The organism is Bradyrhizobium genomosp. I (2014), assembly GCF_000261685.1.
Lineage (GTDB): Bacteria > Pseudomonadota > Alphaproteobacteria > Rhizobiales > Xanthobacteraceae > Bradyrhizobium.
On the sequence record NZ_AJQE01000177.1, the window covers coordinates 1 to 12915 of the forward strand.

17 protein-coding genes are annotated in these 12915 nt (G+C 65.2%); 4 read left to right on the forward strand and 13 right to left on the reverse strand.

Translation table 11 applies throughout. The features are described from left to right. The 11 genes from IC50_RS17100 to IC50_RS17150 form a co-directional block, all read right to left on the reverse strand. Nucleotides 1–259: hypothetical protein (locus IC50_RS17100; protein ID WP_035707146.1), on the reverse strand; the 259-nt coding region annotated here is incomplete at its 3' end. A gap of 100 nt (nucleotides 260–359) precedes the next feature. Continuing rightward, nucleotides 360–1076, reverse strand: coding sequence for an MgtC/SapB family protein (locus IC50_RS17105; RefSeq protein WP_035707055.1), 717 nt, complete (start codon nucleotides 1074–1076; stop codon nucleotides 360–362). 30 nt (nucleotides 1077–1106) lie between these two features. Continuing rightward, the gene (locus IC50_RS17110) at nucleotides 1107–2126 is read right to left on the reverse strand and encodes a WD40 repeat domain-containing protein (RefSeq protein ID WP_035707057.1); all 1020 of its coding nucleotides are present in this window, start codon (nucleotides 2124–2126) and stop codon (nucleotides 1107–1109) included. Then, complete coding sequence (locus tag IC50_RS17115) at nucleotides 2126–3175, reverse strand: CobW family GTP-binding protein (RefSeq protein WP_035707059.1); 1050 nt, start codon at nucleotides 3173–3175, stop codon at nucleotides 2126–2128. The genes IC50_RS17110 and IC50_RS17115 overlap by 1 nt, the downstream gene beginning before the upstream one ends. Before the next feature lie 56 nt (nucleotides 3176–3231). Beyond that, nucleotides 3232–4095, reverse strand: coding sequence for a metal ABC transporter substrate-binding protein (locus IC50_RS17120; RefSeq protein ID WP_035707061.1), 864 nt, complete (start codon nucleotides 4093–4095; stop codon nucleotides 3232–3234). A 2-nt stretch (nucleotides 4096–4097) separates the two neighbouring features. Continuing rightward, on the reverse strand, nucleotides 4098–4967 hold the full coding sequence (locus IC50_RS17125; RefSeq protein WP_035707063.1) for a metal ABC transporter permease: 870 nt from the start codon (nucleotides 4965–4967) through the stop codon (nucleotides 4098–4100). A 6-nt stretch (nucleotides 4968–4973) separates the two neighbouring features. Beyond that, nucleotides 4974–5729 carry a metal ABC transporter ATP-binding protein gene (locus IC50_RS17130; protein WP_035707065.1) on the reverse strand — a complete coding sequence of 252 codons (756 nt, stop codon included), beginning with the start codon at nucleotides 5727–5729 and terminating at the stop codon, nucleotides 4974–4976. Between the two features lie 2 nt (nucleotides 5730–5731). Continuing rightward, nucleotides 5732–5968, reverse strand: a complete 237-nt coding sequence (locus IC50_RS17135) for a hypothetical protein (protein ID WP_035707067.1) — start codon at nucleotides 5966–5968, stop codon at nucleotides 5732–5734. Between the two features lie 145 nt (nucleotides 5969–6113). After that, nucleotides 6114–6614 (reverse strand): hypothetical protein, encoded by a 501-nt coding sequence (locus IC50_RS17140; protein WP_035707069.1) that lies wholly within the window; start codon nucleotides 6612–6614, stop codon nucleotides 6114–6116. After that, a complete protein-coding gene (locus tag IC50_RS17145; RefSeq protein ID WP_035707071.1) occupies nucleotides 6611–7222 on the reverse strand; it encodes a permease in 612 nt (203 codons plus the stop codon). Before IC50_RS17145 ends, IC50_RS17140 begins: the two co-directional genes overlap by 4 nt. A 252-nt stretch (nucleotides 7223–7474) precedes the next feature. Next, on the reverse strand, nucleotides 7475–8071 hold the full coding sequence (locus IC50_RS17150; protein WP_026312923.1) for a superoxide dismutase: 597 nt from the start codon (nucleotides 8069–8071) through the stop codon (nucleotides 7475–7477). 246 nt (nucleotides 8072–8317) lie between these two features. On the opposite strand from IC50_RS17150, the gene IC50_RS17155 reads away from it, so the two are divergent. From IC50_RS17155 to IC50_RS17165, 3 genes are all read left to right on the forward strand, one after another. Beyond that, entirely contained in the window at nucleotides 8318–8845 is a 528-nt protein-coding gene (locus tag IC50_RS17155; protein ID WP_035707073.1) for a GNAT family N-acetyltransferase, read from the forward strand. 82 nt (nucleotides 8846–8927) lie between these two features. Next, nucleotides 8928–10313: an MATE family efflux transporter gene (locus tag IC50_RS17160; RefSeq protein WP_035707076.1), complete on the forward strand. Its 1386-nt coding sequence runs from the start codon at nucleotides 8928–8930 to the stop codon at nucleotides 10311–10313. A gap of 104 nt (nucleotides 10314–10417) precedes the next feature. Next, nucleotides 10418–10852, forward strand: coding sequence for a DUF2147 domain-containing protein (locus tag IC50_RS17165; protein ID WP_035707078.1), 435 nt, complete (start codon nucleotides 10418–10420; stop codon nucleotides 10850–10852). A gap of 75 nt (nucleotides 10853–10927) precedes the next feature. Here IC50_RS17165 and IC50_RS17170 read toward each other — a convergent pair whose 3' ends face one another. Continuing rightward, complete coding sequence (locus IC50_RS17170) at nucleotides 10928–12073, reverse strand: DUF3095 domain-containing protein (RefSeq protein WP_035707082.1); 1146 nt, start codon at nucleotides 12071–12073, stop codon at nucleotides 10928–10930. A gap of 209 nt (nucleotides 12074–12282) precedes the next feature. Here IC50_RS17170 and IC50_RS17175 point away from each other — a divergent pair, with 209 nt between their 5' ends. Continuing rightward, nucleotides 12283–12678: a hypothetical protein gene (locus IC50_RS17175; RefSeq protein ID WP_035707084.1), complete on the forward strand. Its 396-nt coding sequence runs from the start codon at nucleotides 12283–12285 to the stop codon at nucleotides 12676–12678. Between the two features lie 4 nt (nucleotides 12679–12682). On the opposite strand, the gene IC50_RS17180 is transcribed toward IC50_RS17175, so the two are convergent. Further along, nucleotides 12683–12892, reverse strand: a complete 210-nt coding sequence (locus IC50_RS17180; RefSeq protein WP_035707086.1) for a hypothetical protein — start codon at nucleotides 12890–12892, stop codon at nucleotides 12683–12685. Nucleotides 12893–12915 lie beyond the last annotated feature (23 nt).

Below are 12915 nucleotides of genomic sequence, written 5' to 3' on the forward strand. Positions count from 1 at the left end.
GAGTCTGCGATTCGGGGTGCGCGGGCTCCGGCGCCGGCGTGGTCGGCCGGTCGCCGCCGGGCTTCGCCTCCGCCGGCGTCTTGCCCTGGTCGTCGGACGGCGTGCCCTGGAGCGGCTGCGTCGCCTGCGCCAGTTCCGACCGGCCCTGCGCGCGGATTTGCGCCAGCGACAGGCCCGACACCACCACGCCTGCCGCGAACAGCGACCCGGCGATCATCAGATCGAGCTTCAGTCTGCGCTTGTCATCTTGGCCGGGCATATCGATCACCGCCTTTGTCCGCGGAATCAACGAAACCGAGGCGCGCCGGTTCCGAACCGAAGACGCGGGAACCCATCCCTTGCGCGCCAAAACGGCGCACTCACTCGGTCGTGCTGACTTCCCACGTGGCGTGGCGCACGCCCGGCAGATGCTGAAGGTCGGTCGCCACCGTGTTCAGTTCGTTCGGATCGACAGCGGTCGCCACCAGCTTTGCGGCAATCTCCAGAATGTCGTCACCGATTTCGACCACATCGATATCGGCCACCGAATATTTCGCAGTCTCGAGCTTCTCGACCAGCCGGTCGCGCATATCCGGCAGAGCGTCGGCCGCAACCGCCAGCTTGAAATAATAGGTCGCCTCCAGTGCCTTCTCGTTCAGGGGAATGCGGTTGATGGCATTGACCAGCGGGCGCAGCATGGTGTTGCCGGCGATGACGAACACAGTCAGCGCGGCGGCCTGCGCGATCATGTCGGCCCCGGCGCAGGAGCCAACCGCAGCCGAGGCCCACAGCGTCGCGGCGGTGTTGAGCCCGCGCACGTCCATGCCCTGCTTCATGATGACGCCGGCCCCCAGGAAGCCGATGCCAGACACGACGTAGGCGATCACACGCACCGCACCGTCCGCGTCTGCCAAATTCATGGCGAGATCGACGAAGGCGGCAGCGCCGACCGCGACCAGCACGTTGGTGCGCAGGCCCGCAGTGCGCTGACGGTATTGCCGCTCGGCGCCGATCAGCGTGCCCAGCACGAAGGCTGTGGTCAGGCTGACCAGCGTGTCGGCGAAATCCGCAAGCTGGAAGGTCGTCAGAAGCCGCATGGCTCCCTATACGGCCGGAACCATGACAGATTAAAGCTCCAGCAGACCGCCGTCCCCATTTTCATCGGCAAAGGCCAGCAGCGTGCCCTTGGCGTTCCAGCCGAGCGCGGCCACGGCCGGAGTGCCGTTACGGCGCACCAGGATCTCCGCGCCGTCCTCCAGCCGCACCATCAGCACAGTGCCGTCGCTGTAACCGGCGGCGAGGATGTCGTTCTTCGGATGGCAGGCGACGACCGACACGCGGGCCTGGAGCGGCGCCAGCATCGCGGGCTCCTTGCCCATCGGACCGTCCTTGCTGCCGAACGGCCAAATGATGACGGTGTCGGCGCCTGAGGTCGCCAGACCCTTGCCGCCCGCGCTCCAGGACATCGAGCGGACACGGCCGGGGTAGCCGGTCATGCGCATGTGCCTGTTGTCGGCAAGCCGCCAGCCATGCAGCGCCGGCTCGTGCATCGCGGTGACCAGGAACTTGTTGTCCGGGCTGAAGGTGACGCCGTGATGCGAACCGGCCCAGGGCAGGAATTCGGCCGATCCCGCCATGTTCGGAAACCACAGCGTCACGCCGTTGTAATGCGCGATCGCGAGCCGCAGGCCCTTCGGCGCGAACGCAAGTCCACCGACGGTCGAGGGCGCCTCGATCGACTTCTCCTCGGCCTTGCCGCTTTTGACGGTGGCCGTCTTGCCGGCCGACCAAGCGAAGGCGCCGTCGGCGTGCAGCGCCACCGCATCGATCCAGCGCCGCTTCGGGTCGGTGGCGAGCAGCGTCACCTCGCCCTTGGCATCGAGCGACACGACCTTGCCGTCGTCGCCGCCCGTCACGAGGCGCTTGCCGTCGGAAGCGGCGGAAAGAATGCCGCCGCCATGCACGGCGACGGTGGCGGTCTCGCCCTTGCCATCGACGAACGCGACGTTTTCCTCGCCACCGACGAAGACAGCACGGGGGCCAAGGAAATGCACCGAGGTCACGGGCATGCCGAGCGCAACAGGCTTGACGCGGTCGGTGACGGAGACGATCGAGGCGGAATCGGGAGGCGGCGTAAACTCTTTCATCACGAGACGATGCAGCTCTCGAAGCCCTTGCGGATGGCCTCTTCCGGCAATTCGCGGCCGATGAACACGAGACGACTCTCGCGCGGCTCACCCTCCTTCCACTTCCGCTGGTGATTGCCCTCCAGCATCATGTGGACGCCCTGGAAGACGTAGCGGTCGTCGTCGTCATGGAACGCGAGGATACCTTTGGAGCGCAGGATCTTGCCGCCCTCGACCTGCACCAGGTTCTGGAGCCAGGGCATGAACACGTTCGGATCGAGCGGCTTGTCGGTCTTGAGCGAGAGCGACTGCATTTCCTCGTCGTGATAGTGCTTCAGGCCGTGGCCGTGATCATGGTGATGATGGTCGTGGCCGTGATGGTGGTGATGATCATGGTCGTGGTCATGATCGTCGGCCTCCAGGAAATCCGGCTCGATGTCGAGGATGCGGTCGAGATCGAACGCGCCGCGATCGAGCACGTCGGCCAGCGCCACCGAACAGCGCTCGGTGCGGTGGAGTTTCGCATAGGGGTTGATGCCGCGGATCCGGGCCTCGACCTCGGCGAGCTCGCCCTTGTTGACGAGATCGGTCTTGTTCAGAACGATGACGTCGGCGAAGGCGATCTGGTTCTTGGCCTCGGGTGCATCCTTCAAACGGTCGGACAGCCACTTTGCGTCGGCCACCGTGACCACCGCATCGAGGCGTGCGTTCTTCTGCACGTCCTCGTCGACGAAGAAGGTCTGTGCGACGGGTGCCGGATCGGCGAGGCCGGTGGTCTCGACGATGATGGCGTCGAACTTGCCCTTGCGCTTCATCAGGCCGTCCATGATGCGGACGAGGTCGCCGCGCACGGTGCAGCAGATGCAGCCATTGTTCATCTCGAAGACTTCCTCATCGGCGCCGATGATGAGGTCGTTGTCGATGCCGATCTCGCCGAATTCGTTGACGATGACGGCGTACTTCTTGCCGTGGTTTTCGGACAGGATGCGGTTCAAGAGCGTGGTTTTGCCGGCACCGAGATAGCCGGTCAGGACAGTCACGGGAATCTTTTGGGAGGTCGCTTCAGACATAACAACTCCGAACTTTAAGGCTTATTCGCGCGACGCGAGGCGGGGTGGCCCCTGCCCTAATGGTCAAGCGCGCTGGTCAGGGCCTTTATATTGTGCCTGACCATGTCAATGTAAGTGGGTGCAGTCCCCTTTTCGCCGGTCAAACTGTCCGAAATCAGGGTCCCGCCGACCCTTGCCCCGGTCTCGGCCGCGATCCGCCGGATTAGCCGGTCGTCGCTGATATTTTCCAGGAATACGGCCGGGATTTTCTGGGCCTTGATCTGGCCGATAATGGCCGCAATGTCGCGCGCGCTGGGTTCGGTTTCCGTGGAGACGCCCAGGGGAGCGATGAAGCGGATACCGTATTCGGCTGCGAAATAGCCGAAGGCGTCGTGGGTGGAGATCACCTTGCGCCGCTCCGGCGGGATTTTCGCCACGGCGTCGCGGACCTCGCGGTCCAGCGTTTCGAGCTTTTCCAGATAGGCCTCGGCCTGGGTGCGGAAGTAGTCCGCCTCACTCGGGACGGCGCCGGCCAACGCTTTGGCGATGTCGGTCACGTAGATCTTGGCGTTGGGGATGGACTGCCAGGCGTGGGGATCGGCCCCTGAGCCGAGTTTCAACGGCGCAATGCCGGCGCTTGCCGTGATCACCTGCGCCTTGCTGCCCGCGGACTGCACGAGGCGCGGCAGCCAGCCCTCGAGCCCGAGCCCGTTGACGATGACGAGCTTTGCATCGGCGATCCGCTTCGCATCGGCCGGCGCCGGCGTATAGACGTGGACGTCGCTGTCGGCGCCGACCAGCGTCGTCAGATTGACGCGGTCACCGCCAACGTTGTGGACGAAATCGCCGAGAATCGAGAAGCTTGCGACGACGTTGAGCCGTTCCGCGGCATGCAGCGGCGGGGCGATCAGCAACAGCGCACAAAGCAGGATGAGCCGCATCGTCACGCTTCCAGATGCCGGCCGGGAAACAATTGCCGGACGATACCGCCGATGCGGCCGAACAGGACGGAGACGATGTAGAGCACCGTCGCCACGAGAATGATCGCGGGACCTGACGGCACACGGGTCTGGAACGACAGCACGAGGCCTGCATAGCCCGAGACAGCAGCAGCAACGACGGCGATGCAGATCATCGCGGTGAGATCGCGCGACCAGAACCGGGCAATGCCCGCGGGCAGGATCATGAGGCCGACCGCAAGCAGCGTGCCGAGCGCCTGAAAGCCGTTGACGAGGTTGATCACGACGAGCGCGAGGAAGGCGAGATGCGCAGGGCCCCCGGCGCGGCTCACCGTGCGCAGGAACAGCGGATCGACGCTCTCGATCACCAGCGGACGGTAGATCACCGCGAGCACCAGCAGCGTGATTGTGGCGTTGAAGGCCACCACCAGCAACGTCTGGTCGTCCATCGCGAGGATATTGCCGAACAGCACGTGCAGCAGGTCGATATTGGTGCCCTTGATCGAGACGATGGTGACGCCGAGCGCCAGCGAGGCCAGATAGAAGGTCGCCAGCGAAGCATCCTCCTTCAGCCCGGTCGACCGAGCGACCACACCAGCGAGGATCGCGACGGCAAAGCCGGCGATCAGGCCGCCCGCCGTCATCGCGAACAGATTGAGGCCCGACAGCAGGAATCCGACGGCCGCACCGGGCAGGATCGCGTGCGCCATGGCATCGCCGACGAGGCTCATCCGCCGCAGCATCAGGAATACGCCGATCGGCGCGCCCGCCAGCGCCAGCGCGATCACGGCGGCGAGCGCCCGCCGCATGAACTCGAATTCGGTGAACGGGCCGATCAGTGCGTCATGGAGCATCTGAGATCAAGCCGCCCGCGAGCCGATGTCATCGGCCGCGCAGGCCGCGGCGGTGTCGTCGAAGGCCTCGCACATCCGCATCGCAACGATCAGATTTTCCGGCGTGAGCACCTCCGCCGTGGGCCCCCACGCCACCGGGCCGCGCGCCAGCACCAGCGTCTCGCTGAAATGGTTGCGCACCATCTCCATGTCGTGCAGCGCGGCGAGCACGGTGCGGCCCTCGGCGTGCCAGCGCTTCACCAGCGCGAGCAGATCGGCCGTGGTCTTGCTGTCGATGGCGTTGAAGGGCTCGTCGAGCACGATCAGGCTGGCGTCCTGAAGCAGCACACGCGCGAACAGTACGCGCTGCATCTGACCGCCCGAGAGCGTGCCGATCGGGCGGTTCTCGAATCCATTGAGGCCAACGGAGGCGATCGCACGGAGTATCCTTTCGCGAGCGGCCTTGCCGATGCCGCCGAACAGGCCGGCACCGCGCCACAGCCCGGTGCCGACGAAGTCGAACACCGAGATCGGAAAGCTGCGGTCTATCTCCGCGCTCTGCGGCAGATAGGCGATGTCCCTACTGTCGAGCCCGCCGAGATGGATGCTGCCGTCGAGCGGCTTCAGGATGCCGACGATGCCGCGCAGCAGCGTCGACTTGCCGGCGCCGTTCGGGCCGATCACAGCGACCAGCGCCCCTCGCGTGATCTCGCCATTGAGATGATGCACGGCCGGATGCCGATCATAGCCCAGCGTGACGTTGTGGAAATGCAGCGCCGCCATGGTCACCCCATCGCCAGGAAGACGATTCCCCAGAGCACGGCGCAGACGGCGAGCGCGGCCGCGAGACGGCCCGCCATGGTCATGCGCAAAATCGACCAGGGCGCCGCCTGGGCCGGATGCGGCGAGGCCGCATCGTGGACATGGGCGTGGGTGTGGTCGTGCCCATGCGAATGCCCGTGGCCATGGGAGTGGCCGTGGGCATGGTCGTGACGGTGGGCGTGGGACGCGGCGGGAACCATTCCGGAATGTTATATTATAACATACCCCCTGTCCACACCCCAGTTGTCATTCCGGGGCGGCTCGAAGAGCCGAACCCGGAATCTCGAGATTCCGGGTTCGATGCTCCGCATCGCCCCGGAATGACGTCCGAAACATCGGCCGGGCTCAGGGCTTGCCGATCACCATCGCGATGGCGGCCGCCACGAACGGAAACGGCACCGAAACGGCGCAGCGGAACCAGACGAAACGGGCCGGCATGAACGGGATCTCCCACAAGATCACCCGCTGGAAGGCGAACAGTGCCCAGGCAACGACATAGGCCACCACCTGGGGCACGCCCCCGCCGGACTTGAGCGCCACGGTGCCAATGGAGAAGCCGATCACGGGTCCTCCGGGCGTGGCGGCGCCGGCGATCACGGCGCTGGCAACCCCGAGCCAGCCGCTGTCCGGGCCGAGCCAGCCAGTGATCACCTCCTGCGGGATGATCGCGGCGATGTAGCCGGAGCCGATCACGCCGAGCGCAATCCGAGGCACGATGTTGATGAAGTCCATCGAACCTTCGCGCAGGGATGCCTTGAACACGGGAGGGCCGCGACGGAACGCGATCAGGCCGACGCCGAGTACCGAGCTCCATAACAGGATGTCGATGAGAAGTGCGGCGCTCAATTCTCGTCGTCCCTCGCGAACGGCTTCGGATAGAGCCTGACATAAACGAAGCGGCCGAGGGCGCCTGCGAGCACCGGCAGCGGCAGCGAGATCACGATCCGCCACAACGTGAAATCGGTGCCCATGATCGGGATTTCCCAGGCGACCGCCCGGCCGTAGCCGATCAGGGTCCAGCTCACGACCATGGCGATGGTGGCGCCGAAATCGGCGCCGACCGCGAGCAGCGCGCTCGCCACCGGATAGGCGGTGAAGGGACCGCCGGGAAGGATCGCACCGAAGGCAGTGCCGATCAGAAGGCCCATCAGGCCGGATTTCGGCCCGAGCGAGCGCGAGACCCTTTCGTGCGGCAGGATCTCGGAGATGAAGGCCCCGAGCAGGCAGCCGGCCAGCACACGCGGCAGGATGCCGCCGAACAACGAGAGATCGTGGGTGAGAATGGCGAGAACGCCGTCGGCGCCGTCACGCCGCCAGACCAGACCTGCGCTCACCGCCACCAGCACCGCGATGATGATGGTCGACCAGCCGATCGGCTTGCGCACACGCCCCGGCCGCGGCTCGGACTCCGCGTCCTCGGCAGGCGCCGGGTCTTTCGGGGAAGGTTCTGACAACGGGTGTGGGGCGGCTCGAGGGGGGGGCTTGATCTGATTAAGGGCGCCGCCCGGACGATGCAAACGGAACGATGACAGGCCGATACGCGCGCCGCGCAGGACTCGTTCGACGAATTCCGCACAGCAAAAAGGCGGCCGCGCACGCGACCGCCTTTTTGACTTCCGTCATTCCGGGGCGGCGAAGCCGAACCCGGAATCTCGAGATGCCGGGTCTGGTGCTGGCGCACCATCCCGGAATGACGAGGTGAGGACTCACGCCTTATCGAACAGGGACTCGACGTATTCCCAGTTCACGAGGTTCTCGACGAATGCCTTGAGATAGTCGGGGCGGCGGTTGCGATAGTCGATGTAGTAGGAGTGCTCCCAGACGTCGCAGCCGAGGATCGGGGTGGCGCCGTGCACCAGCGGATTCTCGCCGTTCGGGGTCTTGGAGATCTCGAGCTTGCCGTTCTTGACCTGGAGCCAGCACCAGCCGGAGCCGAACTGGCCGACGCCGGCCGCCTGGAAGTCGGTCTTGAACTTCTCGAAGCCGCCGAGGTCCTCGTTGATCTTCTTCTCGAGCTTGCCCGGCAGCTTGGTGCCGCCACCATTGGGCTTCATCCAGCTCCAGAAGTGGATGTGGTTGTAGTGCTGGCCGGCATTGTTGAACACCGCGGGGTTCTTGCCGAACGAGCCCTTGACGATCTCTTCAAGGGACTTGCCTTCCCATTCGGTTCCCTTGAGCGCGTTGTTGCCGTTGGTGACGTAGGCCTGATGATGCTTGTCGTGATGATATTCCAGCGTCTCCTTCGACATGTACTGGCCGAGGGCGTCATAGGCGTAAGGGAGTGGGGGCAGCGTAAAGGTCATGGGTTCTTGTCCGCAACTGGTGGGGAACGAGTTCTAACGGTTACCCCTTATAGAAGGTTCCGCCGCCGTTAAATACCTCAGAATCTCGAAAACGCGTGATGGGGGACGCTTGGCACGATTGCATTAAGTCGTCGCAGCACGCGGACAACCGCGCGGTCATGGTAGGTTGATGCAAAATATCGTTGCCTTTGAGGTGCTTATGGCAGAACGAATTCCCTGCGCACCGACGTTGCGAAAGGCAAAGCCATGAGCATCGAAATCGACATTTTGAACGGCGACGCTTCGTGGCCGATTGCGGAGCCGCTGCATCAGGCGGTCTGGGGACCGCATATGGTCGCGAACAAGCCCTGGGCTCACATCAAATGGGAAAACGCCCATCTTCGTGTGCTGCTCGAAACGCCCGAGGACGGCCTCGTCTGCCATGTCGGCATCTACTTCCGGACCGTCAGCTGGAACGGACAGAAGGTCCACATTGGCGGTATCGGCGGCGTCTGCACGCGTGAGGACCGGCGCGGCCGCGGCTACGCGACGATCGCGATCGACGCGGCGGTGCATACCATGCGCGCCAACGAGGCGGTCCGCTTCGGGCTGCTGTTCTGCGAGCCGCACAATTTCGCGTTTTACGAGGCCCGCAAATGGCAGCCCTTCAGGGGCGAGGTCTATTGCGAGCAGCCGCAGGGGCGGATCCGCTTCGACTCCATGACGCCGTACGTCTTCGACATCGTCCGCGCGCCGACGCTGGGCACGATCGACCTATGCGGCCTGCCCTGGTGAGCCCTGCGTGAGCAAGGGCTGCGCCGGTCCGTCCCACGCCCTATGATATGTCGATCATCATTCAATATTCCGTCCGGTGAACATGACGATCGACGCCCCTGTAGACGCCGTCCCGCCGGTTGCGCCGGTCGCATCCCCCATCGCCAGCCTCCTGACGGCGCCAATCCTTCCAACATTGCTGCGGCTCGCGATCCCCAACATGATCGCGATGGTCGGCAGCACGCTGGTTGCGGTGGCCGAGACCTCCTATATCGGCCGGCTCGGCACTGTCCCGCTCGCCGCGATCGCGCTGGTGTTTCCGTTCGCGATGCTGACGCAGATGATGAGCGCGGGCGCGATGGGCGGCGGCGTCTCCTCCGCAATCAGCCGCGCGCTCGGTGCGGGGAATCGCGACCGCGCCGCGACGCTGGCGCTGCATGCCGCCATCATCGGACTCTGCGGCGGGCTGTTCTTCACGGTGATGATGCTCGTCTTCGGCCGTTCGTTCTTCGCACTGCTCGGCGGCCGCGAGCGCGTGCTGGAAGAAGCCAGCGGCTATTCGCAGGTGCTGTTCTCCGGCGCAGTCGCGATCTGGCTCGTCAACACGCTGGCCTCGGTGATCCGCGGCACCGGCGACATGCGCCTGCCCTCGATGACGCTGATCGGAGCGAGCGTACTCCAGATCACGCTCGGCGGCACGCTCGGGCTCGGCCTGTTCGGAGCGCCGCAATTCGGCATGCCGGGTGTCGCGAGCGGCCAGCTGATCGCGTTCAGCTGCGCGGCGATCTTCTTCCTCTGGTATCTGTTGTCCGGGCGCAGCCGGCTGCCGCTCGATTTCCGCGCGTTTCATTTCGAGCGCGCGATGTTCCTGGACATCCTCAAAGTCGGCGCGGTGGCCTGTTTGTCGCCGCTCCAGACCGTGCTCACCATCCTGATCTTCACAAAAATTCTCGCGACCTTCGGCACCGAGATGCTGGCAGGCTACGGCATCGGATCGCGGCTGGAATTTCTGCTGATCCCGATCACCTTCGCCTTCGGCATCGCCTCGGTGCCGATGGTCGGCATGGCGATCGGCGCCGGACATGTGAAGCGCGCGCGGCGTGTGGCCTGGACTGCGGCTGCAGCCTCCGGACTCACGGTCGGCCTGATCGGCCTCGCTGTCGCGCTCGCTCCGTCGCTGTGGGTCGGGCTCTTCACGCGGGATCCCGGCGTCACCGCCGCCGCGCACAGCTATTTCCACTGGGCAGGTCCGGCCTTCGTGTTCTTCGGCATGGGCGTGTCGTTATACTTCTCGTCACAGGGCGCGGCGCGTGTCGGCGGACCCGTGCTCGCCTCCACGGCGCGGCTCCTGATCGTCGCGATCGGCGGCGTCGCACTCATGACCGCGCAAGCTCCGGCCTGGACCCTGTTCGCGCTGGTCGGCGGCGCAATGGTCGTGTTCGGTCTGTCGACCGCGGCCTCGGTCGCCTTCGTGCGATGGGGCAAATGATCGCAGGCGAATATTCAGGCAGGTAAACGCAGGAATGTGATTCCAGCCAGCGTTGCACTATCCTGCCGGGCTGCTATGGAGGCGCTCCATTTTCGGGGGCCTTCATGACTTCCAGATTCGCAGCTCTCATCGTCCTCCTCGCCGCGCTGCTCGGCGCATCCGCCGCTCGCGCGCAGGATGCCGACGGGACCTGGCTGACCCAGGCGGGTGATGCGCGCGTCAAGATCAGCAAATGCGGCGGCGGAATCTGCGGCCATATCGTCTGGCTGCGCGAGCCCTATGACACCTCGACCGGCCAGCCCGCCACCGACAGCAAGAATCCCAATCCCGCACTCGCCAGGCGTCCGATGATCGGCTTGCCATTGTTCAGCGGCATGGAGCCCGCCGGACCGAACAAGTGGGCGGGCCAGATCTACAATGCCGACGACGGCAGCACCTATGCCAGCAACATCAGCCTGACTGGCGCGGACTCGCTGCGGGTCGAAGGCTGCGTCGGCGCGCTCTGCGGCGGCGAAACCTGGACGCGCGCGGGACGCTAAGATCGACCAACTCTCGTGCCCCGGCTCTGCGCAGCGTCACTGCGTGCCGCAGCGCGTCCGGGACACGAAGATCTTTCACGCGGCCATCGCCTTCAACGCCGTCGCCGCCGAGGCATAGCCACCCTGCGCGCCGTCGATAAAGTGCACGTGGTCGCTGCGCAGTAGCGACGGCGTGAAGCAGGTCATCATGGCGGCGTCCTGCCGGTGGAGGCCGTAGCGCACGATGCCCTCGCGCGCGGCCGCCTCAAGACGATCGCTGAGGGCGCGTTCGAGCTCCGGCGTGCAGTCGAGGATCATGCGCAATCCATCGTCGTATTTCCTGAAGTCCGAGTTCTCCACCACCTGACGCCTGTAGACGTTTGGCACGAAGCGGCCGACATTGATGTCGAAGCGCATGATCAGATAAGCGAACAAGGTGTAGGCCAGGACGGCGGCGCGGCGCGCAAGCAGCGGACCGCCGCGCCTGGTGCGGGCTTCGAATTCCAGCCCCTGCGGCGGCCATTTCAGCGGCGGCCCCTGCGGCGGCACCGGGCGGCCGCCCTGCGGGCTGCGCTCGACGAGATGGATGATGTCCTCGATCACCTTGCGGAAGGCGTGCGGATCGCCGCCGCGCGCGGGCATCGCCAGCACCGACAGGATCGATCCACGGGAGGCTGGAATCACCTCGAAGCGGCAGGACAGGCCGGAGAGATCCGGCTGCGTGCCGGCGGGCGCCTCCGTGACCGCAAACTCGCCGCGCTTCATCGCAGCGTCGGCCCAGGCGAGTCCGCCGCCCGAGAACATCGCATAGGACAGGTTTGCCGACGGCCCAAAGCGGGCGACGCGCACGTCAAGGCCCTGAGCGCGAATGACGCTGACCGGCACCAGGGCGACGCGCATGGTCAGATCGAGATCTTCCCGCACCCAGGTCGCGGTCGCGGCCAGCGCCTCGCGGGCAAGTTCGACATCGTCCGGCGCCACCGCGAAGCTTGCGCCGTCGCCGCCGAACACGAAGGGGAATTCGCGTCCCGCCAACGCGTTCGTCACCGATGCGATCACGGCGGCACCGGCCATGTTGACCGCCTTGTAGCGCTGCGCCGCGATCGCCTTGGTCGAATCGACGATGTCGGCAACACCGATGCTCCAGTCGTCCGGCAGCGGCGAATAGAGCGCGGGATCCATCAGGCTGGTGAAGCCTCGGAAGACGGGAATGCCGCCATAGAAGGATGGGCCTGAGGTCATCGGGGGCGCCGGATGGTTGGAATGCGAAATAAATACGTGGCAGGATCGATCCGGGTTCGCTGGCCGGCGCCCTCGTTCAATCATTGGCCGAAACGGCCCCGGACGACAAGATGCGGCCGCGTTGCAATGCCGCGGCGGGTCATTGATCGGCATCAAACGACCGCCGCGGAAGAGCGGCTATCGTCGGATAGTTCCAAGGGTTGCATGGGATGATCGAGGTGCCCGACTTCAGCAGGGACTCCACTTCTCCGGTCCGCCGGCGCACGGGCATCGACCCGATCAGCGCGGTGAAGATGCCCGAAAGACTGACGGCAGCCGTCGATGCCTGGGCTGAAGCTCATCACATGACCCGCGCGGATGCGATCTGCAAGCTGATCGAGCTGGGCCTCGACATCGCGCCCCCGGCCCTCACATCGGTGCACCCGATCACATCGGACGCCACCAGGAGCGAAGAGATCGCAGTCCACGAGATCGAGACGCTGCTCGATCCCGCATTGCCGGTGGACGAACGTGAGCGCCGCATCCGCCGCCTCACCGAAGGGCCGCCGGAATTCTCGCACGAACGAATTGATCTGCCGAAGGACTTGCCGAAGCCGCGGACGTGAGCAGCTAGTGAAGCTTCTCGTCTTGACGCTTGCGCAGGGTATCGAGAGAGGCATCATGGCAGCCGATCAGGCGGACGAATTGCTGCGGGTACATTTCATGCCCGTGACTGCCGGAATTCTGATGCGTCATTGGCGTGCAGTGGACATCGTCCGGGTTCGCACGGGATTGCTGCGTACGCCCCTGACTTGAAGCCGTCATGCTTGGCGCGGTCATGGACTGCTCCCTGGGATTAGGGC

Coding starts and splice junctions, on each gene's coding strand:
- IC50_RS17105 (WP_035707055.1), bottom strand. CDS start 1,076: ATGCGGCTTCTGACGACCTTCCAGCTTGCGGATTTCGCCGACACGCTG.
- IC50_RS17110 (WP_035707057.1), bottom strand. CDS start 2,126: ATGAAAGAGTTTACGCCGCCTCCCGATTCCGCCTCGATCGTCTCCGTC.
- IC50_RS17115 (WP_035707059.1), bottom strand. CDS start 3,175: ATGTCTGAAGCGACCTCCCAAAAGATTCCCGTGACTGTCCTGACCGGC.
- IC50_RS17120 (WP_035707061.1), bottom strand. CDS start 4,095: ATGCGGCTCATCCTGCTTTGTGCGCTGTTGCTGATCGCCCCGCCGCTG.
- IC50_RS17125 (WP_035707063.1), bottom strand. CDS start 4,967: ATGCTCCATGACGCACTGATCGGCCCGTTCACCGAATTCGAGTTCATG.
- IC50_RS17130 (WP_035707065.1), bottom strand. CDS start 5,729: ATGGCGGCGCTGCATTTCCACAACGTCACGCTGGGCTATGATCGGCAT.
- IC50_RS17135 (WP_035707067.1), bottom strand. CDS start 5,968: ATGGTTCCCGCCGCGTCCCACGCCCACCGTCACGACCATGCCCACGGC.
- IC50_RS17150 (WP_026312923.1), bottom strand. CDS start 8,071: ATGACCTTTACGCTGCCCCCACTCCCTTACGCCTATGACGCCCTCGGC.
- IC50_RS17155 (WP_035707073.1), top strand. CDS start 8,318: ATGAGCATCGAAATCGACATTTTGAACGGCGACGCTTCGTGGCCGATT.
- IC50_RS17160 (WP_035707076.1), top strand. CDS start 8,928: ATGACGATCGACGCCCCTGTAGACGCCGTCCCGCCGGTTGCGCCGGTC.
- IC50_RS17165 (WP_035707078.1), top strand. CDS start 10,418: ATGACTTCCAGATTCGCAGCTCTCATCGTCCTCCTCGCCGCGCTGCTC.
- IC50_RS17170 (WP_035707082.1), bottom strand. CDS start 12,073: ATGACCTCAGGCCCATCCTTCTATGGCGGCATTCCCGTCTTCCGAGGC.
- IC50_RS17175 (WP_035707084.1), top strand. CDS start 12,283: ATGATCGAGGTGCCCGACTTCAGCAGGGACTCCACTTCTCCGGTCCGC.
- IC50_RS17180 (WP_035707086.1), bottom strand. CDS start 12,892: ATGACCGCGCCAAGCATGACGGCTTCAAGTCAGGGGCGTACGCAGCAA.